Source organism: Mesorhizobium sp. B2-4-17, from assembly GCF_006441275.1.
In the GTDB taxonomy this organism is placed as follows: domain Bacteria; phylum Pseudomonadota; class Alphaproteobacteria; order Rhizobiales; family Rhizobiaceae; genus Mesorhizobium.
Genome location: NZ_VFUX01000015.1, coordinates 22,341 through 41,317 on the forward strand (window position 1 = coordinate 22,341; position 18,977 = coordinate 41,317).

The following is an 18,977-nucleotide window of genomic DNA, read 5'->3' on the forward strand; positions in this document are numbered from 1 at the left end:
GGACATCTCCCCCACGAGGGGGGAGATTGGACGTCGCGACCGCTTTCGCCAATCTCCAACGTCGCAGGGACAAGTGAGGCGCCAAAGCTGCCAATCTCCCCCCTTGAGGGGGAGATGTCCGGCAGGACAGAGGGCGGCGCCGTAGAGTGGCGTCGCCACCAGCCTGCCATCCCCTGCTGCCCCTCATCGTGACATCACCCGCGCGCATGATCTTCTCCCGAAGACCGCTCGCTCTACTTTCCCGATACCAGCGCCAGAGCGCGGATCGGGCTGCCGGTGCCGTGCTCGATCTTGAGGGGCGCGGCGATCAGGATCGCGCCCTTCGGCGGCAACTGATCGAGATTGCAGAGGCTGGCGAGCCCATAGCGGTTGGCCTTATGCATGAGGCTGTGCGCCGGGAATGGCGGCTCCATTCCGCCGGCCTTGCCGGCATCGGTGCCGATGGTCTCCGAGCCCCAGCCCTTGATGTCCTTGCTGATCAGATACTGGATGGCTTCAGCCGTCGGGCCGGGCGTGTGCGGACCGGTCTCGTCGGCGTTGAGGAATTCGGCTTCCGAGCCGTTGCGCTTGTACCAGTCGGTGCGCATCACCACCCATTCGCCGGAGTTGATGGCGCCATGCTCGGCTTCCCACGCCTTGATGTGGTCGACCGTGAGCAGGAAGTCGTGATCGGCCGCGGCCTCCTTGGAGCAGTCGATGACATTGACCGGGCCGACGAAGTTCTGCGCCGGAATGGTGTCAGTGGCGCCGTCGGAATAATCCTTGCCGGTGATCCAGTGCTTGGGCGCATCGAAATGCGTGCCCGAATGCTCGCCGAGCTTCAGCCAGTTCCAGGCCCACCACGGGCCGTTCTTGTCATAAGCGGAGATGGTGTGGATCTCGACCTTCGGCGTGTCGACGGCGAGTTCCGGCGGCAGCTTGATCAACGGCGTGTCGGGTCCGAGCGGCGCCGACAGGTCGACCACCTTGATGGCGCCTGAAAGCAGCTGGCCGGCGACCTCGCCGAGGAGTTTTTGCGTGTCCATGGTCTCTGTTCCCTCTTTCCGGTGATGATCAAGGCTCGTCTCGGCCCTTATTATCCTACTAGACGAAAACATATGCATCTGCAATTATCTTTAAGCATAAAGGAAATGGGACCGGGGCGTGAGCGAGTTCGACGCCATCTTTGTCGGGGCGGGCCACAACAGTCTGGCATGCGCCGCGCATCTGGCGCTCAAAGGCTGGAAAACCGGCGTTTTCGAACGCAACGCGGCGGTCGGCGGCGCCGTCCAGACCGGCGAATTCACCCTTCCCGGTTTCCGCCACGATTTCGGGGCGATGAATCTGAGCCTGTTTGCCGGCTCGGCCTTCCACCGGAAATATGCAAATGAATTGAAAGCGCAAGGGTTGGAGTTCGCGCCGGTCGCCGACTGTTTCGCCAGCGCCTTCCCGGACGGACGCTGGTTCGGCGTCAGCAACGACCTGGAGAAAACAGCCGCGCGCATGGCTGCCTTCTCCGCCGCCGATGCCGCGACATGGCGCAGGCTGGTCGCGGGGTTTCCGGCGGAAGCCGAGCATCTGTTTCGCCTGCTGGGCTCGCCGATGAGTGCCCGCGCGCTTGCCGGTACGGCCTGGAACCTGTGGCGCAGGAAAGGCATGTCCGGCGCGCTCGATACGGGTCGCCTGCTGCTGTCATCGCCGCGCGCCTGGCTCGAGGAAAATTTCGAGTCGCCGCATGTGCGTGCAACACTCGCCACCTGGGGGATGCATCTCGACTTCGCGCCCGACATCGCAGGCGGCGCCGTGTTCCCCTATCTGGAATCGATGGCCAACCAGAGCTTCGGCATGGTGCTGGGCAAGGGCGGCGCCGACACCATCGTCCGCGCCTTGTCGGGCATGGTGACGTCAGCCGGCGGCAAGATCGTCACCAGGGCCGAGGTGGCCGAGATCACGGTTTCCGGCGGCAGGGCAATCGGCGTGCGGCTGGCTTCCGGTGAGACCCATAGGGCGACCAGGGCGGTCATTGCCGGCGTCGCGCCCAGGGCGCTGACCGGCAAGCTGCTGCCCAATGGTTCGGGCGACGCCGGCTTCGACACGGCGATGCAGAAATTCCGCCATGCGCCGGGCACGATGATGATCCACCTGGCGCTCGACGATCTGCCGGACTGGAGCGCGGGGGCCGAGCTTCGCCAGTTCGCCTATGTCCATCTGTCGCCCTCGCCTGACGCCATGTCGCGCACCTATCAGCAGGCGATGGCGGGCATGCTGCCGGACGAGCCGGTGCTGGTCGTCGGCCAGCCGACGGCGATCGACCCGTCGCGCGCGCCCGCGGGCAGGCATGTGCTGTGGGTGCAGGTGCGCATGCTGCCCGCCGACATCCTCGGCGATGCTTCGGCCACGATCGCGGCCGCGCATTGGGATGAGGTCAAGGAAGCCTATGCTGACCGCGTGCTCGACATCATCGAGACCTATGCGCCTGGCCTGCGCGCGAAAATCCTTGGCCGGGCGGTATTCTCGCCCATCGACCTCGAGCGCGAAAACCCGAACCTCGTTGGCGGCGACCAGATCTGCGGCAGCCATCATCTGGCGCAGAATTTCCTGTTTCGCCCGGCGCGCGGCTATTCCGGCTGGAACACGCCCGTCGCCAATCTGCATCTCACGGGCGCCGCGACGTGGCCAGGTGCAGGCACGGGCGCGGCGTCGGGCTTCATGCTCGCGCAACAGCTTGGCGGGAGGTAGGCTCGACGATTTCATAGAGGCGACGAAATGCAAGGCGCTGCTGCCCACGAAGCCTGAACCAACGAACTGACACTGCCGCGCGAAGACAATAACCAACAAGGGGAGCGACCATGACAATCAACAGACGCGAATTGCTCGGATACAGTGCCGCGGCACTTGGTGTTGCCGCAGTCGGCCTGCCAAACATCGCCAAGGCCGCGGCCGGCGAATTGACCATTGCCTACAACGTCAACCTGCCCTCCTGGGATCCGACCACCGGACCGTCGGCCGTCAATCCGACGATCCAGGGCCTCTACCAGTCGGTGTTCGACCAGTTCATCCCGCAGAAGCCGGAGCTGTCCTTCGCGCCCGGCCTGCTGACCGAATGGGGCTGGAACGACGACCGAACCAAGGTGATGATGACGGTGCGCGAGGGCGTGAGATGGCACGACGGCTCGCCATTCACACCTGAAGACGTTGTGTGGTCGCTGCAGCGGGCCGGCGATGAGAAGACCGGCAACCCGATCCAGTTCGTCTGGAAGAACGTCAACAACTTCAAGATCGACGGCAACAAGATCACCGGCGACGTCGTGCAGTTCGACCCGGTGTATTTCAAATGGATGTCGTTCCTGACCGGCTACATCATGCCGAAGGCCTACTACGAGAAGGTCGGCGCGGAAGGCTTCGAGAAGGCGCCGATCGGCACCGGGCCCTACATGGTCGACAAGTTCGAACGCAACGCCTTCCTGCGGCTCAAAGCCAATCCGAACTATTGGGGCGCCAAGCCGGCCTTCGAGAATGTGACGATCAAGTTCGTCACCGACGCGGCGAGCCGCGTCGCCGAAATCGAGTCCGGCTCTTCGCAGGTGACGCTCGAAATCCCCTATGAGGAATACGATCGGCTGATCGCCAAGGACGGGCTCGCCGGCTCGATCAAGAACGTTTCCGACATCGGCATGATCTTCTTCAACGACATCGAAGCGATGCTGGACAAGAATGTCCGCCAGGCGGCCGTGATGGCGGTGGACAAGGAGCTTCTGGTCAAGCGGTTGCTGCGCGGCTACGGCCAGCCGCTCGCCACGCTGGAAACGCCGGAATACGCAGCCTTCGATCCGTCGATCAAGGTCGAGCACAATCCGGACAAGGCCAAGGAACTGCTGGCCGCTTCCGGCTATTCGCCGGACAAGCCGGTCAAGTTCACGATCCAGACCACCAAGGGCTTCAAGCCCAAGGACTATGAGATGATCCAGGCGATCGTCGGCATGTGGCGCAAGGTCGGCATTGAGGCGACGATCGAGGTCTACGAGATCGCCAAGCACTACGAACTGCGCGCCGCCGACAAGCTGGCGCCGGCCGCCTTCTACAATTGGGGCAACGCCATCGGCGACCCGACCACGTCGACCGGCTTTGCCATGTATGGCCCGAGCCCGCATTCGGTTTGGGACAGCCAGGACCTGATCGACATGATCAACCCGCTGTGGGGCGAAAAGGACGAGGCCAAGCGCATCGCCGGCTGGAAAGCGGTCGACAAGTACATCGCCGAGCAGGCCTATGTGCTGCCGCTGATGCAGTACGCGCAGCCGATCGTGCATGCCAAGGGCGTCAATGTCGTCCAGCACATTTCCGGCGCGCTGCTGCCGGCGCTGATGACCCCGGCTTGACATCAGCCCTGAAATTACCGCGCGCCGTCACCAATGACGGCGCGCATTTTCCATCGGGAATGCGAGCCACGGGCTCCTGCAAAGATTTACATGCTCCTGCAAAGATTCCTGATCCGTCTTGCGACGATGCTGATCACGCTGTTCGGCGTGGCCGTCGTCGTCTTCGTCGTGATCCGCGTCGCGCCCGGCGATCCGATTGCCATGATGCTGCCGCCCGGCGCGACGGATGCCGACATCGCCCGGCTGCGCGCGCTCTACGGGCTCGACAAGTCCATCGTCGAGCAATTCTTCATCTGGTTGTCCGGTGTTGTCAGGGGCGATTTCGGCACCTCGATCTCGCTCAGGCAAGATGTGCTCGGCCTGATCTTCAACCGGCTGCCGGCGACGCTGGAGCTCGCCATCGTCGCGCTTGTCATGGCGGTTGCGATCGGCGGCACGACGGCGATCCTCGGCGCGCGCGAACGCGGCACGGCGGTCGAGGCCGGCATCGACATCGCCAGCGGTGCTGCGTTGTCCATTCCCGATTTCCTGTGGGGCTTGGTGCTGATCCTGCTGTTCGGCGTGCTGGTGCCGATCTTCGACATTTCCGGCCGCGTGTCCCCACAGCTCGACCTGCCCTTCGTCACCCAGTTCTATTTCTTCGAAAGCCTGCTGCGGCTGCGTTTCGACCTGACCTGGGATCTCTTGAAGCACATGCTGATGCCGGCGGTTGCGCTGGCACTGCCGCTGGCCGCGATCATCTCGCAGCTGTTGAAACAGTCGCTGAAGGAAGTGCTCGACCTCGATTATGTCGTGCTGGCGCGGGTCAAGGGATTTTCGGAAACGCAGGTCATCCTGCGCGAGGCGCTGAAGAACGCCGCTTTGCCGACGCTGACCCTGGTCGGCGTGCAATTCACTTTCCTCATCGGCGGCACCGTCATCGTCGAGCGGCTGTTCTCCTATGAGGGCCTCGGCAATATGGCGATCAATGCCGTCATCAACCGCGACCTGCCGCTGATCCAGGGTATCGTGCTGGTCTTCGCGCTGCTGTTCGTGCTGATCAACCTTGCCGTCGACTTGATGTACGCGCTGCTCAATCCGAGGCTGCGCCATGGATAGGGCACGCATGTCGCGACGCCGCGTAAGCCCTCGGCTGTGGCTCGCCGGCGGTTGGCTGCTGCTGGCGCTGCTGGCAGCGATCTTCGCACCATTGGTCGCGCCGCAGGACCCGCTGGCGCAGGACCTGATGCTGGAGCGGCTGCCGCCCTTCTGGCTGGACGGCGCCGAGCCCGGCTATTGGCTGGGTACCGACAGCCTCGGCCGCGACCTGCTTTCCCGGTTGATTTTCGGCGGCCGCATCGCCTTCGTCGTCGCCTTCGTCGCCGCGATCGCCGCCTGCCTAGTCGGCTCGACGCTTGGACTGATCGCGGGCTATTTCGGTGGTTGGGCCGACCGCATCATCTCGCGCATCGTGGATGTCTGGATGGCGTTTCCGCCGGTGCTCTTCGCCATCCTGCTGGTCGCGGTGCTGGGCACAGGCCTCGGTTCCGTCATCCTCGCCATCGCCATCATCGACTGGACGCGCTTCTGCCGGGTGATCCGCGCCGAGGCCATGGGCCAGTCGCGCATGGATTATGTCGAGAACGCCCGCATCGCCGGCTATGGCCGCGTCGGCATCATGCTGCGCGAAGTGCTGCCCAATGTCGTGCCGTCGATCGTCGCGCTGCTGTCGCTGGAAATGGGTATCGCCGTGATCGTCGAGGCGATCCTGTCCTTCGTCAATTTGTCGATCTCGACCGACGATCCGACCTGGGGCGGCATCATCGCCGAGGGCAGGCTGTCGATCCATCAGGCCTGGTGGGTGCTGGTGTTTCCGCTGATCACGCTGATCCTCACCGTGCTGTCGTTCAGCCAGTTCGGCGAAGCGCTGAAGACGCGGTTCGATCCGGTGCTGCGATGAGCGCCTGCCTCGACATCGCCGATCTGAGCGCGGTGCTGCCGAACGGCCAGCGCGTGCTGCGCTCGGTGTCGCTTGCCGTGCAACCCGGCGAGGTGCGTGCATTGGTCGGCGAGAGCGGCGCCGGCAAGACCATGATCGGCAAGGCAGTGCTTGGCGTCCTGCCATCGAGCGTGCGCATTGTCGAAGGCGATATGAGGCTCGAGGGCGAAGACCTCGGAAGGCTCCAGCCCAAGGCGCGGCGCACGCTGATCGGCGCGCGCACGGCGCTGATCCCACAGGATCCGCTGACCGCGCTTAACCCGTCGCGCCGCATCGGCCCGCAGATGACCGACCGGCTGGTGCGCATCCTCGGCTGGAGCGGCGAGAGGGCCGACAGCCGCACCCGGCAATTGCTTGACGAGGTGCAGATCCGCGACCCCGAGCGCGTGCTGAGAAGCTATCCGCACGAGCTTTCCGGCGGCATGCGCCAGCGCGTTCTGATCGCCGCCGCCTTCGCCGCCGAGCCCCGTCTGATCGTCGCCGACGAGCCGACCACGGCGCTCGACGTCACCGTGCAGAAACAGATCCTGCGGCTGATCGCCCAATTGCAGCGCGAGCATGGCACCGCGATCCTGTTCGTCACCCATGATCTCGGGGTCGTCGCCAAGATCAGCCAGAAGGTCTCGGTGCTTTACGCCGGCAAGGTGGTGGAAGAGGCCGACACCGCCGACCTCTTCGCCGCACCACGGCACCCCTATACGCGCGCGCTGATGGCGGCGACGCCGCGCTACACCGATCCGCTCGCTTCGTTGAAGCCGGTGGACGAGACGGTGCTGGCAGGACTTGCCGCCGAGATCGCCGCGGCGGACCAGGCCTGGAGGCGTCCGCGTGGCTGAGCCGCTGTTTTCCGTGCGCGGGCTGAAGGCGGCGCTGCCCGACATGACCCGCAAGCCGCTGATCGGCCGCGCGCCTTTGGCCGAGATCCTGAAAGGCCTGGATTTCGACCTGCCCAGGGGATCGGTGACCGGTATCGTCGGCGAATCCGGTTCCGGCAAGTCGACGCTCGGCCGGGCGCTGGTCAGGCTGCTGGAACCCAACGCCGGCAGCATCAGCTTCGACGGCCGCGATATCGCCCATTTGTCGGAAGCGGAGCTGCGACCGTTGCGGCGCGACCTGCAGATGATCTTCCAGGACCCGATGTCCTCGCTCAACCCGCGCCGCACTATCGCCAGCATCATCGCCGCGCCGTTGAGGCAGAATGGCCTTGGCGATAATCTGAAGAGCCGCGTCACCGAGGCGCTGCAGCGGGTCGGCCTGCCGCAGAGTTTCGCCAGCCGCTACCGCCACGAACTGTCGGGCGGCCAGCGCCAGCGCGTCGGCATTGCGCGCGCGCTGGCGCTGTCGCCGAAATTCGTCCTGGCCGACGAGATCGTCTCCGGTCTCGACGTGTCGACGCAGGCGCAGATCCTCACTTTGTTGGAGAAGTTGGCAGTGGAGATGGGCCTGACGATCGCCTTCATCAGCCACGATTTGTCCGTCATCCGGCGGCTGTGCCGGCAGGTGATCGTCATGCGCGAAGGCAGGATCGTCGAAGCCAGTGCCACCGATGCCCTGTTCGAAAATCCCAGGGAAACCTACACGCGCGATCTGCTTGCGGCCATTCCGCTGCCCGAAATCGACGCGAACTGGCTGGACATCCCTACGTCCAAGGCCCCGAAATGAAAGCATCGAGGCGCACAGGGTCTGATCATTTCGATATGAAATTTTAAGCTTGAAATATCTCGCCTCAAGCGCGATATTCGTGCCAGCAAGAAAGCGAAGAGGAGATCGCACGGATGAAGGTTGCGGTTCTCGGCGGCGGACCAGCCGGCCTCTACTTTGCCATTTCGATGAAGCTCAGGGACGCCGGGCACGATGTGACCGTGTTCGAGCGCAACCGGCCGGACGATACGTTCGGCTGGGGCGTGGTGCTGTCGGCCGAAACGCTCGACAACCTGGCCAAGAACGATCCGGTCAGCGCCGTGTGGATCAAGAAGCATTTTGCCTATTGGGACGACATTGCCGTCATCCATGACGGCGTGCGCACGGTCTCGTCAGGCCATGGTTTCTGCGGCATCGGCCGCAAGCGGCTGTTGATCCTGCTGCAGCGCCGCGCCCGCGAGCTCGGCGTCAAACTGGTGTTCGAGACCGATATCGCCGATCCCCGCCCCTATATGGAGACGCATGATCTGGTCGTCGCCGCCGACGGGCTGAACTCCAAGGCACGCAACACCTTCGTCGACATCTTCAAGCCCGACATCGACACCCGCAAATGCAAGTTCGTGTGGCTGGGCACCAAGCAGAAATTCGACGACGCCTTCACCTTCATCTTCGAGAAGACCGAGCACGGCTGGGTGTGGGCGCATGCCTACCAGTTCGACAGCGACACCGCGACCTTCATCGTCGAGTGCAGCGAACCGACCTGGGCTGCCTTCGGCTTCGGCTCGATGACGCAGCAGGAGTCCATCGCCGTCTGCGAGCGCATCTTTGAAAAGCACCTTGGCGGCCATGCGCTGATGACCAACGCCAACCATATCCGTGGTTCGGCCTGGATCAATTTCCCGCGCGTGCTGTGCGAGCGCTGGTCGTACAAGAACCTGGCGCTGATGGGCGACGCGGCCGCCTCGGCGCATTTCTCGATCGGCTCCGGGACCAAACTCGCGCTGGAAAGTGCCGTGGCGCTTGCCGACTATGTCGAAACCGAGCCGAACCTCGATGCCGCTTTCCGCAAATATGAGGATGCCCGCCGCACCGAAGTGCTGAAGCTGCAGTCGGCGGCGCGCAATTCGCTCGAATGGTTCGAGGAGGTCGAGCGCTATCTCGGCCTCGATCCGGTGCAGTTCAACTATTCGCTGCTGACCCGCTCGCAACGCATCAGCCACGAGAATTTGCGGCTGCGCGATGCCGAGTGGCTGAGCGGCGCGGAGGAATGGTTCCAGCGCCAGGCAGGCGCCGGAGACAACAGGCTGCGCCGCGCCCCGATGTTCGCTCCCTTCAAGCTGCGCGACCTCAGGCTCAACAACCGTGTCGTGGTCTCGCCGATGGCGCAGTACAAGGCTGTCGACGGCTGCCCGACCGACTGGCACTTCACCCACTACGCCGAGCGGGCCAAGGGTGGTGCCGGCCTTGTCTATATCGAGATGACCTGCGTCAGCCCCGAAGGGCGCATCACACCCGGCTGCCCCGGCTTCTACGCGCCCGAGCACGAGGTGGCGTGGAAGCGGCTGGTCGATTTCGTCCACACCGAGACAGAGGCGAAGATCTGCGCCCAGATCGGCCATTCCGGCGCCAAGGGTTCGACCCGTGTCGGCTGGGAAGGCACCGACGTACCGCTGGCCTTCGGCAACTGGCCTGTGATGGCAGCCTCGGCGGTGGCGTGGTCACCTGAGAATCAGGCGCCGAAGGCGATGGACCGCGCCGACATGGACAGGGTGCGCGACCAGTTCGTGGCCTCCGCTGAGATGGCGCATCGTTGCGGCTTCGACATGCTCGAAATCCACGCCGCGCATGGTTATCTCCTGTCGTCCTTCATCACCCCGGTCACCAACCGGCGCACGGATGAATATGGCGGTTCGCTGGAAAACCGCATGCGCTATCCCCTCGAAATCTTCCATGCGGTGCGCGCCGCATGGCCGGCGGAAAAGCCGATCTCGATGCGTATTTCGGCCAATGACTGGGTCGGCATCGAAGGTGTCACGCCAGCCGACGCCGTCGAGATCGCGCGGCTGCTGCACGAGGCCGGCGTCGACATCTGCGACGTCTCTGCCGGCCAGACCTCGGTGTTGGCAAAGCCGGTCTACGGCCGCATGTTCCAGACGCCGTTTTCCGACCGCATCCGCAACGAGGTCGGCATGGCGACGATGGCGGTCGGCAACATCTACGAACCGGACCACGTCAACTCGATCCTGATGGCGGGCCGCGCCGACCTGGTGGCGCTGGCCCGGCCGCATATTGCCGATCCCTATTGGACGCTGCATGCGGCGGTGACGCTCGGCGACCGTGACGTGAAATGGCCGGATCCCTATCTGCCCGGACGCGACCAGCTCTACCGTCTGGCCGAGCGCGATGCCGCCGCGGGGCTCAAAGTATGAGTGCTTCACGCTTCCCGAGTTGGCGCCGCCCCTCATCCGCCTGCCGGCACCTTCTCCCCGTGGAAAACGGGGAGAAGGGTCAAGTTCCGGCGCTGGCGACCCCCTCTCCCCGTTCTTCACGGGGAGAGAGTAAGGGTGAGGGGCAGCGCGATGTTTCGAGGACGGGCGCATGATCGCCGGCAAGCATGCGCTGGTCACCGGTGGCGGCTCCGGCGTTGGCCGGGCCATCGCGCTGGCGCTTGCGGGTGCGGGCATCGACGTGACCATCTGCGGCCGGCGCGAAGCCGAACTTGCCAGGGTGGCCAGCGAAAGCGATCGCATTTTCGGCATCGCCGCCGACGTCACCGATGCGGCGGCGATGGCATCGCTTTACCAGACAGCGGAAGCCGCGCGCGGGCCCTTCGACATCGTCGTTGCCAATGCCGGCATGGCCGGCAGCACGCCGGCGCACAACACCACGCTTGCCGACTGGCGGCGAACGCTCGACGTCAACCTGACCGGCGCCTTCCTGACGGTGAAACCGGCGCTGGCCGGCATGGCCGCGCGCAAGGCGGGCCGGATCGTCTTCATCGCTTCGACGGCAGGGCTGAAAGGCTACGCCTATGTCGCGCCTTATGTCGCCGCCAAGCATGGCGTCGTCGGTTTGATGCGGGCGCTCGCCGCCGAGACGGCGAAGTCCGGCGTCACCGTGAACGCGGTTTGCCCAGGCTTTGTCGAAACGGAGATGTTGGAGGAGTCCATCCAGCGCATTGTCGAAAAGACCGGCCGCTCGGCCGGCGAGGCACGATCGAGCCTCGTCTCGACCAACCCGCAAGGCCGCTTCATCCAGCCGCAGGAGATTGCCGCCTCGGTGTTGTGGTTGTGCGACGATGCGGCGGCATCGATCACCGGACAGACCATTTCCATCTCAGGAGGCGAAACATGGTAGCCGGCCCCCTGCCCGCGCCATCGGGACCCGGCAAGGACCGGCTGCGGCTGTGGATCAGGCTGCTGCGCGCCTCGCGCACGATCGAGGCCGAGCTGCGCGAGCGGCTGAAGAAGGAGTTCGATACGACGCTGCCCCGCTTCGACGTGATGGCGGCACTCTATCGCGCGCCCGAAGGCATGCTGATGAGCGATCTTTCGCGTTTCCTGCTGGTGTCCAACGGCAATGTCACCGGCATCGTCGATCGGCTCGTGTCGGAGGGACTTGTTACCCGCGCCCGCCGCAATGGCGATCGGCGCACCTCGATGGTGCGGCTGACCGAGGAAGGCTCCAAGTCCTTTGCCACCATCGCAGCGGCGCATGAGGGTTGGATCGGTGAATTGCTGGGCAAGGTCAGCGAGGAGGACGCACGCCGGCTGACCGGCATGCTGACCTCGTTCCGCAGCAACTGGGAGGGACGCGAATGACAAAGATGGCCGGTCTCAAGCCGCAGCATTTCCTCTGGCAGGTCGAAGGCAGGATCGCGAAGGTCCGGCTTGACCGTCCCGAGCGCAAGAATCCGTTGACCTTCGACAGCTATGCCGAACTTCGCGACACTTTCCGCGACCTCGTCTACGCAGAAGACGTCGACGCCGTGGTGTTCCTGCCCAATGGCGGCAATTTCTGCTCCGGCGGCGATGTCCACGACATTATCGGCCCGCTGGTCAGGATGGACATGAAGGAACTGCTCGCCTTCACCCGCATGACCGGCGATTTCGTCAAGGCGATGCTGAATTGCGGCAAGCCGGTCATCGCGGCGGTCGACGGCGTGGCGGTCGGCGCCGGCGCCATCATCGCCATGAGCTCCGACATCCGCATCGCCACGCCGGAAGCCAAGACCGCGTTCCTGTTCACCCGCGTCGGCCTTGCCGGCTGCGACATGGGCGCCTGTGCGATCCTGCCGCGCATCATCGGCCAGGGCCGAGCCGCCGAACTGCTCTACACCGGCCGCACCATGACGGCCGCCGAAGGCGAACGCTGGGGGTTCTACAACAGGCTCGTCGATGCCGCGGCGCTCGAAACCGACGCACTCGACATGGCGGCCCGCATCGTCTCCGGCCCGACCTTCGCCCATGGCATCACCAAGACGCAGTTGAACCAGGAATGGTCGATGGGTCTCGACCAGGCGATCGAGGCGGAAGCGCAGGCGCAGGCGATCTGCATGCAGACGCACGATTTCGAGCGGGCTTACAGGGCGTTTGTCGACAAGCAAAAGCCGGTTTTCGAGGGGAATTGAGGATGATCGTTTCAAAGGAGACGTTGGCGGGACAGCGCCCCCCTCTGTCCTACCGGACATCTCCCCCACTAGGGGGGAGATTGGACGTCATCTCTGCTTTCGCCAATCTCCAGCGTTGCAAAGAAGGCGCCGCAGCCGAAGCTGCCAATCTCCCCCCAAGTGGGGGAGATGTCCGGCAGGACAGAGGGGGGCACCGTAGGGCGCAAGGCCCGCAACATCGCGGAGGCCGAAATGCCTGACCGTTCCTTCCTCAACTGGCCCTTCTTCGAAGACCGCCATCGCGAACTCGCCGAACGCCTCGAACTCTGGTGCGCAAAAAACCTCCCCGTCGACCATCACGATGTCGATGCGGCCTGTCGCGAGTTGGTGGCCAGGCTCGGCAAGGACGGCTGGCTGCAGCCGACGGCGCTCGACACCAACAATCCGGGGCCGCTCGATGTCCGCACCTTGTGCATCGCGCGCGAGACGCTGGCGCGCCATGACGGGCTCGCCGATTTCGCCTTCGCCATGCAGGGGCTCGGCACTGGGGCGCTCAGCCTGTTCGGCACCCCGGAACAGCAGCGATGGCTGGCAAAGACACGCGCCGGCAAGGCGATATCCGCCTTCGCCCTGTCGGAGCCGCGCTCGGGATCCGATGTCGCCAATACCGAGATGACGGCGACCCGCGATGGCGATGATTATGTTCTCACCGGCGAGAAGACCTGGATCTCCAATGGCGGCATAGCCGATCTCTACGTCGTCTTCGCCCGCACCGGCGAGGCGCCGGGCGCCAAGGGGCTTTCCGCCTTCCTCGTGCCGGGCGACGCCAAGGGGCTTGGCATTGCCGAGCGGCTGGAGGTGATCGCGCCGCATCCGCTGGCGCGGCTTTCCTTCGACCAGGTACGGTTGCCTGCTTCGTCGCTGATCGGCAAGCCTGGCGATGGGTTCCGCATCGCCATGTCGGTGCTGGACGTGTTCCGCTCGACGGTCGGCGCGGCAGCACTCGGCTTCGCCCGCCGCGCGCTGGACGAGAGCATCAAACGGGTAGCCGAGCGCAAGCTGTTCGGTGCGCCGATGGCCGAGCTGCAGATGGTGCAAGGTCATGTCGCCGACATGGCGCTCGACGTCGATGCCGCGGCGCTTCTGGTCTACCGCGCTGCTTGGACCAAGGACATGGGCGCCGCGCGGGTAACACGCGAGGCGGCGATGGCCAAGCTGTTCGCCACCGACAAGGCGCAGGAGGTGATCGACAAGGCGGTGCAGTTGCATGGCGGCGACGGCGTGCGCAAGGGCCATATCGTCGAGAGCCTGTATCGCGAGATCCGCGCGCTGCGCATCTACGAGGGCGCATCCGACGTACAGAAAGTAGTGATCGCGCGGCAAGTGATGGGCGCGGCCTGAGACAGGTCGCGTCGACGGACTGGATTGTTTGCGAACGCTGATATTGCGGACCCGATATTGGACAGACGGAGAGTTGAGATGCACGAGATCCTGCAGCCGGAAGGCTGGGCAAAACCGGTCGGCTACGCCAATGGCGTGGCCGCGCGCGGGCGTCTCGTCTTCGTCGGTGGACAGGTCGGTTGGAACAGGCATTGCCAGTTCGAGACCGACGACTTCGTCGGCCAGGTGAAGCAGACGCTGGAAAACGTCGTGGCGGTACTGGCCGAGGCTGGCGCTGGCCCACAGCACATCACCTCGATGACCTGGTATTTCACCGACAAAGCCGAGTATCTGGCCAACCTCAAAGGGCTAGGCGAAGCCTATCGCGCGGTGATCGGCCGGCATTTTCCGGCAATGGCCGCCATGCAGGTGATGGCGCTGGTCGAGGATCGCGCCAAGATCGAAATCCAGGCGACCGCCGTTATCCCGGAATAACCGACCATCGCTTCGTCATCCTGGGGCGAAGCAAGGAGCGCAGCGACGCAGCGCAGACCCCAGGATCCATTCCGTGAAATCAAAGCGTTGCAGCGGCCCAGAATTCTCCTCCGCTGCACTCCATGGCCAAGATCGCGGCATGGATCCCAGGGTCTCCGCGACGGAGCTTCGCTCCTGCTCCGCCCAGGGATGACGAAGTTGTGGAAGCGTCGCTGCTATTCGCGAAGTCCGGCCCGCCTCAGCAGCGGCAGCACGTGATCGCAAAAATAGGGCAGCTCCTGCGTATAGTTGACGAAGGACAGTGCGATGCCCTGGTAGCCATGCCCGGCAATAGCGGCCATCTCGGCAGCGATTGATTCCGGCGTTCCAACCAAGGGGTAGGTGCCGGCGCCACCGGCAAAACGCTGCCGGTAGCGGTCATAGGCATGCGGGTCGTGCGACTGCGAGAATTCCTTCTTGCCGGCCATATGGGCATCGACCGCGTCATGGTCGGCCATCGTCACCGCATAGCTGTTATAGTAGGCCTGCGCCTGCTCCATGGTCGGGCGGCAGACGACATGCGCCACGGTGTAGACGCCGACATCACGGCCGACCTTGCCGGCCCGTTCACGAATGTCGGCGACATGCTTGCCGGCATCGCCCATCTCGGAAAAGGTCGTGAAGAGATAGTCGCAATGGGCGGCGGCGAAATCGCGGCCCGGGCCGCCGAAGGCGGCATTCATGGTCACCGGGCGCGGAACCTGCAGGCTGGCCGGTCGGCTGACCGCTTCCTTCAGGCGATAGTAGACGCCTTCATAGTCGAGTGGTTCGTTCGACGCATAAAGTCGCTCCAGGATCTCAATCCATTCCGCAGCCTGCTCATAACCCTTTTCCACCAGCGGCGTGCCGAACATGCCGAATTCCTTCGGGTTCCAGCCGCAGACGATATTGAGGCCGGCTCGGCCCCCACTGATATGGTCGACCGTCGCCAGCGCCTTGGCGGCATAAAGCGGATGCACCAGCGGCACGTGCACGGTCATGAACAGGCCGATCTGCTCGGTGGCCGCGGCAAGAGCCGCCGCCCAGGTGAAGGTTTCGAATGACCATTCGCGCACCTTGTTGCGGCCGCCAAAACCGCGCCAGCGCGCGATCGGCAGCAGGAACTCGAGCCCGGCGCGGTCGGCGATCTGGGCCGCGGTCAGATTGTCCTGCCAGCTTGCCGTCCAACGCTCCGGCACATCGGTGATGGCAAGGCCGCCATCGGCGTTGGTCGAGAAGACGCCGAGCTTCAGTTTGTTTTGGCCGTGCAAGGGATGGGCTTTGGTCATCTCGGGAAACTCGCGGCGGGAGACCACACGCTAGGCCCGCGCGAAAATATTTCAAGCCTGAAATAGCTTCGCCTTGCCATCGTTTGCGGATATGGATTGGGCAGCACAAAAAGGGGATCGGCATGAGCGAATTCCACCAGAAATGCATCGGCAAGACGAGGCTGGTCGGCTCCTTCGCCGCCATTCCGCATCCCGTCGTGGTCGAGGTGATGGCGCTCGCCGGCCTCGACTTCGTCTGCATCGACTGGGAGCACGCCCAGATTTCGCGCGACATGATCGAGACCATGGTTCGCGCGGCCGACGTGCATCGCGTGCCGGCGATGGTGCGCGTTCCCGGCCATGCGCCGGAAGCCATCCAGGCAGCGCTCGACAGCGGCGCACAGGGCGTGCTGATCCCGCGTGTCTCGACATCAGCCCAGGCCGCGATGGCGGTGAAAGCCTCGCGTTATCCGCCGCTGGGCGAACGCGGCGTCGGACCCGGCCGGGCCGCCGGCTATGGCTATCGCATTCCCGAATATCTTGCCGGCGCCAATGAACGGATCGTCGTCGCGGTCCAGGTCGAGACATCGGAGGGGCTCACCAACATCGAAGCGATCGCGGCCGTCGACGGCGTCGACATGATCTTCGTCGGTCCCGGCGATCTTTCGGTGTCGATCGATGCGATGGGATCGAAAGGCACGGACAAGCTCAACGAGGCGATCGGCACAATCATCGGCGCGACGATCGCACACGGCAGGACCGCAGGCATATTTTGCGCCAGCCCACAGAATATCAGCCGATGGGCAGCCATCGGCGCGAGTTTCTTCGTGCTGGCCAGCGACACGATGTTTCTTGGTGCTGGCGCCGCGGCCAACTGTGCTGCCGCGCGCGCCGAACTGGCGCAAAACGGGCGCAGCTAGGCAAACAGGGGTCTCGGCGAGGCAACAGGCCGGTCAAACTTTTTAAGCTTAAAACTTTCGCCTTGAAAAGCGCCCCACTTTGGATAAGCATTCGAAGTCGATGGTGGCTGCCGTGCCGAGGAGGTTGCCGGCCAGTCCATCATGGTGCTTAGGGTGGAGGGGTTCAGTCCTTGTCGTTCGTGCTGCCCCAGTCATCGTCCAGCGCGCGCTATGCTTTCGATGGCGTGCGCGCCCAGATCCGCGACCTTCATACTGAAAACATCGCCAACCTCGCCGTGCGCGCGCGGGAACTGGGTGATGTGATCGCGCTCTGGTACGGCGAAGGCGACATGGTGACGCCGTCCTTCATCCGCGACGCCGCCAAGGCGGCTTTCGACGAAGGCCTGACCTTCTACGTTTCCAACATGCGCGGCCATGGCCCGTTGAATGAAGCGCTGTCGGAGTACCAGTCGCGCATCCATGGCCGGCCGATCCCGATCCCACGCACCACGGTCACACCGGGCGGCATGCAGGCGCTGTATCTTGCGCTGGAACTGCTGGTCGATACCGGCACCAACGTCATCTATGTCGCGCCGCAATGGCCCAACATCCATAACGCCATCCACCTGATCGGCGGCGAGCCGCGTCCATTTTCGCTCGATTTCAAGGGCGACTGGCACCTCGACCTCGACCGGCTGTTCACCACCTGCGACGCACGCACCCGCGCCATCTTCCTGTCGACGCCGTCCAATCCGACCGGCTGGACCGCGTCGCGCGAGGAAATGCAGGCGCTGCTCGACTTCAGCCGGCGCACCGGCATCTGGATCATATCAGACGAGGTCTATGGCCGGCTCTATTTCGACGGCGACGTCGCGCCCTCCATCCTGCAGATCGCCGAGGACGGCGACCGCGTGCTGTCGGTCAACAGCTTTTCGAAAGCCTGGGCAATGACCGGCTGGCGCATTGGCTGGCTGACCCATCCATCGGGTGTCGCCGACCAGCTTGGCGCCATGACCCAGTACATCAACAGCGGCACCGCCGCGCCGATCCAGGCCGGCGCGGTTGCCGCCATCCGCCAGGGCGAGCCGCTGGTCGAGGAGATCCGGCAGCGGATCAGGACCGGCCTCGATCTTGCTTATGACCGATTGGCACGGATTCCCGGGATTGTGCTGTCTAAGAAACCGCGCGGCGGCATGTATGCCTTTTTTGCCCTTGAGGGCGAAAACGATGCCCGGCAGGCCTGCGCCAGGATCCTCGAAACAGCGCGGGTCGGGCTGGCGCCCGGCCATTTGTTCGGAAGCTCCTCGGCGGCATTCCTGCGCATGTGCGTCTGTCGCGATCGCGATCAGATAGCGACCGCGCTCGACCGCATGGTCGTCGCCATGAATTGACGCCCCGCTGGGAGGTGGGACGGCAAGAAACCGTGCGGGGCCAGCCCCGCCCGATCAACAACCAGAGGGGACACCCTAGAGGGAACACCAATGAAGCTCACCCGTCGCAATCTCATCCTGCTCGCCGCCGCCATCGGCATCGCCGCCGGACCAGCCACCGCCTATGCCGCCGATGTGCTCAATGTCGGCGCCTACCCCACCAACCCGCCCTTCGAGTACAAGAACGAGAGCGGCACCTTCGAGGGTTTTGAAGTCGACATCGTCAACGAAGCGGCCAAGCGCGTCGGCATGACCACCGATATCGCCGACCTCGGCTTCCAGGCGCTGTTCGCCGCCACCACCTCGAAGCGCATCGACGTCGCCATTTCGTCGATCACCATCACGCCGGAGCGGCTGAAGTCGCAGTCCTTCACGCAGCCCTATTATGATTCAGACATGGGCATCGCGACCAAGACCGACAGCCCGATCAATGCCGAGGCCGACCTCAAGGGCAAGATCGTCGGCGTGCTGTCCGGCTCGACCGGCGAAACCTGGGTCAAGGCGCATCAGGAAGCCGACGGCTTCAGCGATGTGAAGGGCTATGACACGCAGCAGAACCTTCTGCTCGATCTCAGCGCGGGCCGCATCGATGCCGCCGTCAGCGACATTCCGGGCATGCAGTACTCCTTCACCAAGATGAAGGACCTGACCGTCAAGCAGCGCATCAAGACCGGCGAGCAGTACGGCTTGATGATGAGCAAGGACCATCCGCTGCTCGGCAATCTGAACGATGCGCTGAGCGCGATGAAGAAGGACGGCACGCTGGCGGCGATCCACAAGAAGTGGTTCGGCAGCGACGCGCCGGCGGACTCTTCGACGGTCAAGGAAATGCCGCTGCCGAAGGCCTGATCGGCGATTGACAAAAAGGGACCGTGCCGGCTCGCAGGCGGCACGGCTCCTG

General features: G+C 64.3%; 17 protein-coding genes. 15 read left to right on the forward strand and 2 right to left on the reverse strand.

Going from position 1 to position 18,977, the window contains the following annotated elements:
* Positions 1–233 precede the first annotated feature (233 nt).
* Entirely contained in the window at positions 234–1,025 is a 792-nt protein-coding gene (locus FJ548_RS13680; protein WP_140778104.1) for a cyclase family protein, read from the reverse strand.
* A gap of 118 nt (positions 1,026–1,143) precedes the next feature.
* On the opposite strand from FJ548_RS13680, the gene FJ548_RS13685 reads away from it, so the two are divergent.
* The 12 genes from FJ548_RS13685 (at position 1,144) to FJ548_RS13745 (ending at position 14,461) form a co-directional block, all read left to right on the forward strand.
* Complete coding sequence (locus FJ548_RS13685) at positions 1,144–2,718, forward strand: NAD(P)/FAD-dependent oxidoreductase (RefSeq protein WP_140778105.1); 1,575 nt, start codon at positions 1,144–1,146, stop codon at positions 2,716–2,718.
* A 110-nt stretch (positions 2,719–2,828) separates the two neighbouring features.
* Complete coding sequence (locus tag FJ548_RS13690) at positions 2,829–4,358, forward strand: ABC transporter substrate-binding protein (RefSeq protein ID WP_140778106.1); 1,530 nt, start codon at positions 2,829–2,831, stop codon at positions 4,356–4,358.
* A gap of 90 nt (positions 4,359–4,448) precedes the next feature.
* Complete coding sequence (locus FJ548_RS13695) at positions 4,449–5,456, forward strand: ABC transporter permease (RefSeq protein WP_140778107.1); 1,008 nt, start codon at positions 4,449–4,451, stop codon at positions 5,454–5,456.
* Complete coding sequence (locus tag FJ548_RS13700; RefSeq protein WP_140778108.1) at positions 5,449–6,297, forward strand: ABC transporter permease; 849 nt, start codon at positions 5,449–5,451, stop codon at positions 6,295–6,297. Before FJ548_RS13695 ends, FJ548_RS13700 begins: the two co-directional genes overlap by 8 nt.
* The gene (locus tag FJ548_RS13705) at positions 6,294–7,172 is read left to right on the forward strand and encodes an ABC transporter ATP-binding protein (protein ID WP_140778109.1); all 879 of its coding nucleotides are present in this window, start codon (positions 6,294–6,296) and stop codon (positions 7,170–7,172) included. Before FJ548_RS13700 ends, FJ548_RS13705 begins: the two co-directional genes overlap by 4 nt.
* A complete protein-coding gene (locus FJ548_RS13710) occupies positions 7,165–7,998 on the forward strand; it encodes an ATP-binding cassette domain-containing protein (RefSeq protein WP_140778110.1) in 834 nt (277 codons plus the stop codon). Before FJ548_RS13705 ends, FJ548_RS13710 begins: the two co-directional genes overlap by 8 nt.
* A gap of 113 nt (positions 7,999–8,111) precedes the next feature.
* Complete coding sequence (locus FJ548_RS13715; protein WP_140778111.1) at positions 8,112–10,406, forward strand: bifunctional salicylyl-CoA 5-hydroxylase/oxidoreductase; 2,295 nt, start codon at positions 8,112–8,114, stop codon at positions 10,404–10,406.
* 169 nt (positions 10,407–10,575) lie between these two features.
* Positions 10,576–11,334: an SDR family NAD(P)-dependent oxidoreductase gene (locus tag FJ548_RS13720; protein ID WP_140778112.1), complete on the forward strand. Its 759-nt coding sequence runs from the start codon at positions 10,576–10,578 to the stop codon at positions 11,332–11,334.
* Positions 11,328–11,798 carry a MarR family transcriptional regulator gene (locus tag FJ548_RS13725; protein WP_140778113.1) on the forward strand — a complete coding sequence of 157 codons (471 nt, stop codon included), beginning with the start codon at positions 11,328–11,330 and terminating at the stop codon, positions 11,796–11,798. Before FJ548_RS13720 ends, FJ548_RS13725 begins: the two co-directional genes overlap by 7 nt.
* Positions 11,795–12,607, forward strand: coding sequence for an enoyl-CoA hydratase family protein (locus FJ548_RS13730; protein ID WP_140778114.1), 813 nt, complete (start codon positions 11,795–11,797; stop codon positions 12,605–12,607). Before FJ548_RS13725 ends, FJ548_RS13730 begins: the two co-directional genes overlap by 4 nt.
* Positions 12,608–12,838: 231 nt before the next feature.
* Positions 12,839–13,987, forward strand: coding sequence for an acyl-CoA dehydrogenase family protein (locus FJ548_RS13740; protein ID WP_140778115.1), 1,149 nt, complete (start codon positions 12,839–12,841; stop codon positions 13,985–13,987).
* Between the two features lie 78 nt (positions 13,988–14,065).
* Complete coding sequence (locus FJ548_RS13745; protein ID WP_140778116.1) at positions 14,066–14,461, forward strand: RidA family protein; 396 nt, start codon at positions 14,066–14,068, stop codon at positions 14,459–14,461.
* Positions 14,462–14,676: 215 nt separating this feature from the next.
* Here the strand turns inward: FJ548_RS13745 and FJ548_RS13750 are convergent, their stop codons facing one another.
* On the reverse strand, positions 14,677–15,768 hold the full coding sequence (locus FJ548_RS13750) for an LLM class flavin-dependent oxidoreductase (RefSeq protein ID WP_140778117.1): 1,092 nt from the start codon (positions 15,766–15,768) through the stop codon (positions 14,677–14,679).
* Positions 15,769–15,890: 122 nt separating this feature from the next.
* On the opposite strand from FJ548_RS13750, the gene FJ548_RS13755 reads away from it, so the two are divergent.
* The 3 genes from FJ548_RS13755 to FJ548_RS13765 all read left to right on the forward strand — a co-directional run bounded on the left by FJ548_RS13755 (position 15,891) and on the right by FJ548_RS13765 (position 18,925).
* On the forward strand, positions 15,891–16,667 hold the full coding sequence (locus tag FJ548_RS13755; protein WP_140778118.1) for an HpcH/HpaI aldolase/citrate lyase family protein: 777 nt from the start codon (positions 15,891–15,893) through the stop codon (positions 16,665–16,667).
* 179 nt (positions 16,668–16,846) lie between these two features.
* A complete protein-coding gene (locus FJ548_RS13760; RefSeq protein WP_246678662.1) occupies positions 16,847–18,037 on the forward strand; it encodes a pyridoxal phosphate-dependent aminotransferase in 1,191 nt (396 codons plus the stop codon).
* 90 nt (positions 18,038–18,127) lie between these two features.
* Positions 18,128–18,925: an ABC transporter substrate-binding protein gene (locus FJ548_RS13765; protein ID WP_140778120.1), complete on the forward strand. Its 798-nt coding sequence runs from the start codon at positions 18,128–18,130 to the stop codon at positions 18,923–18,925.
* Positions 18,926–18,977 lie beyond the last annotated feature (52 nt).

What these genes read in the sequence shown, in the direction of transcription:
- FJ548_RS13680 (WP_140778104.1), bottom strand. Translation starts at nt 1,025, where the DNA reads ATGGACACGCAAAAACTCCTCGGCGAGGTCGCCGGCCAGCTGCTTTCA.
- FJ548_RS13690 (WP_140778106.1), top strand. Translation starts at nt 2,829, where the DNA reads ATGACAATCAACAGACGCGAATTGCTCGGATACAGTGCCGCGGCACTT.
- FJ548_RS13695 (WP_140778107.1), top strand. Translation starts at nt 4,449, where the DNA reads ATGCTCCTGCAAAGATTCCTGATCCGTCTTGCGACGATGCTGATCACG.
- FJ548_RS13700 (WP_140778108.1), top strand. Translation starts at nt 5,449, where the DNA reads ATGGATAGGGCACGCATGTCGCGACGCCGCGTAAGCCCTCGGCTGTGG.
- FJ548_RS13705 (WP_140778109.1), top strand. Translation starts at nt 6,294, where the DNA reads ATGAGCGCCTGCCTCGACATCGCCGATCTGAGCGCGGTGCTGCCGAAC.
- FJ548_RS13715 (WP_140778111.1), top strand. Translation starts at nt 8,112, where the DNA reads ATGAAGGTTGCGGTTCTCGGCGGCGGACCAGCCGGCCTCTACTTTGCC.
- FJ548_RS13720 (WP_140778112.1), top strand. Translation starts at nt 10,576, where the DNA reads ATGATCGCCGGCAAGCATGCGCTGGTCACCGGTGGCGGCTCCGGCGTT.
- FJ548_RS13725 (WP_140778113.1), top strand. Translation starts at nt 11,328, where the DNA reads ATGGTAGCCGGCCCCCTGCCCGCGCCATCGGGACCCGGCAAGGACCGG.
- FJ548_RS13730 (WP_140778114.1), top strand. Translation starts at nt 11,795, where the DNA reads ATGACAAAGATGGCCGGTCTCAAGCCGCAGCATTTCCTCTGGCAGGTC.
- FJ548_RS13740 (WP_140778115.1), top strand. Translation starts at nt 12,839, where the DNA reads ATGCCTGACCGTTCCTTCCTCAACTGGCCCTTCTTCGAAGACCGCCAT.
- FJ548_RS13745 (WP_140778116.1), top strand. Translation starts at nt 14,066, where the DNA reads ATGCACGAGATCCTGCAGCCGGAAGGCTGGGCAAAACCGGTCGGCTAC.
- FJ548_RS13750 (WP_140778117.1), bottom strand. Translation starts at nt 15,768, where the DNA reads ATGACCAAAGCCCATCCCTTGCACGGCCAAAACAAACTGAAGCTCGGC.
- FJ548_RS13755 (WP_140778118.1), top strand. Translation starts at nt 15,891, where the DNA reads ATGAGCGAATTCCACCAGAAATGCATCGGCAAGACGAGGCTGGTCGGC.
- FJ548_RS13765 (WP_140778120.1), top strand. Translation starts at nt 18,128, where the DNA reads ATGAAGCTCACCCGTCGCAATCTCATCCTGCTCGCCGCCGCCATCGGC.